The organism is Variovorax sp. 20P10.2.4, assembly GCF_058244205.1.
Genome location: NZ_JBZAYE010000985.1, coordinates 1 through 1897, shown reverse-complemented (window position 1 = coordinate 1897; position 1897 = coordinate 1). Strand labels below are relative to the sequence as shown.

Sequence of the window (1897 nt, the reverse complement as noted above, 5' to 3'; positions counted from 1 at the left end):
TGCCGGCTGCCCGAGGGCGAGGGCCCGGTGCTCGGCCTCGCGGGCGGCACCGGCCTGGCGCCCGTGCTCTCGATCATGGAGGACGCGCTCGCGCACGGCGACACGAGTCCGATGACGCTGCTGTTCTCGGTGCGCGACGACGCCGAGCTGATGTTGATGGACCGCCTCGCGGGGCTGGCCCGTGCGCATCCGAACTTCCGCTATGCGCTGCTGGTGACCGAGGCGCGCAGCCGCTTCTGCACGAAGCAGCAGTACGCGCCCTCGTGGCTGCGCGAGAACCACGGTTCGCTGGCCGGCGCCCGCGCGGTGATCGGCGGTTCGCCGGGCTTCGTCGCGGCCTGTTCCGACACCTGCATCGCGCTGGGCATGGCGAGCACGGCGATCTCCGCCGACAGCTTCACGCCGGTGGCGCAGACCTAGCGGGCTTTTCGATTTTTTTCCCGGTACGACAGACACATAAAAGGAGACAACGATGATCGAGATTGCAAAGGCCCGCTTCCGGGCCGCCGCCTTCGGCGCGGCACTGTGCTTCGCGGCGCTCTCGGGCGCGCGGGCCGACATCAACGTGGGCGTGGTGGTCTCGGCCACCGGGCCCGCGGCCTCGGTGGGCGTGACCCAGCAGCGCACGGTGTCGGTGCTGCCCGCCACCGCGGGCGGCGAGAAGGTCAACTACATCCTGCTCGACGACGCGTCCGACACCTCGACCACGGTCAAGAACGTGCGCAAGCTGATCTCCGAGTCGGCGATCGACCTGCTGATCGGGCCGAGCCTCACGCCCAACTCGCTGGCCGTGCTCGACGTGCTGGTGGAGAGCGGCACGCCGATGATCAGCCTCGCGGGCTCGGGCGCCATCGTCGAGCCGGTGGACGACCGCAAGCGCTGGGCCTTCAAGACGCCGCAGAGCGACACCCACATGGCGACCGCGATCGTCAAGCACATGGCCGACAACGGCGTGAAGCGCGTGGCCTTCATCGGCTTCAACGACGCCTACGGCGAAGGCTGGTGGCGCGAGTTCGGCAAGCTCGCAGAGCTGCGCAAGATCGAGGTGGTGGCCAACGAGCGCTACACGCGCACCGATGCCTCGGTCACCGGGCAGGTGCTCAAGCTGCTGGCCTCGCAGCCCGACGCGGTGTTCATCGCGGCCTCGGGCACGCCCGCGGTGCTGCCGCAGGCCACGCTGTTCGACCGCGGCTACCGCGGCAAGGTCTACCAGACCCATGGCGTGGCGAACAACGACTTCCTGCGCGTGGGCGGCGCCAAGCTCGAGGGCACCTTCGTGCCGGCCGGCCCGGTGCTGGTGGCCGAGCAGCTGCCCGACAGCCATCCGGCCAAGAAGCCCTCGCTCGAATTCATCCGCAAGTACGAGGCGCTGCCCAACGCGGGCCACCGCTCCACATTCGCCGCCTACCTCTGGGATGCGGCGCTGATCCTGCAGGACGCCGCGCCGCGCGCGCTCAAGGGCGCCAAGCCCGGCACGCCCGAATTCCGCAAGGCGCTGCGCGACGCGATCGAGTCCACGCAGGACCTGCACGCCACCAACGGTGTCTACAGCCTCGGGCCCAAGGACCACATCGGCCTGGACCAGCGCAGCCGGGTGATGGTGCGCATCGAGAAGGGCAGCTGGAAGTACATCCCCTGACGCGCGGCGGACCCTACAGATCATGGACATGCAGATCTTCGGCCTGCTGGTGCAGGACGGCCTCGCGAGCGGCGCGGTCTACGTGCTGCTGGCGCTGGCGCTCGTGATGGTCTTCACCGTCACGCGCATCGTGTTCGTCCCGCAGGGCGAATTCGTCAGCGCCAGCGTGCTGACCATCGCGGCCTTCCAGCAGGGCCAGGCGCCGGGGCTGGCGGTGCCGGTGGCGGCGGTGGCCCTGCTGGCCTGCGGCATGGAAAC

The 1897-nt window shown here is 69.8% G+C and carries 2 protein-coding genes and 1 pseudogene; all 3 read left to right on the top strand.

The genetic code is table 11. From position 1 onward, the window contains the following. The coding region (locus AC27VN_RS40235; RefSeq protein ID WP_490880325.1) for a ferredoxin reductase domain-containing protein at positions 1-420 on the top strand (420 nt) is incomplete at its 5' end. A 52-nt stretch (positions 421-472) separates the two neighbouring features. Then, the gene (locus tag AC27VN_RS40230) at positions 473-1639 is read left to right on the top strand and encodes an ABC transporter substrate-binding protein (RefSeq protein WP_490880324.1); all 1167 of its coding nucleotides are present in this window, start codon (positions 473-475) and stop codon (positions 1637-1639) included. Between the two features lie 22 nt (positions 1640-1661). After that, positions 1662-1897 (top strand): annotated as a pseudogene (locus tag AC27VN_RS40225) (branched-chain amino acid ABC transporter permease); the annotation flags it as partial.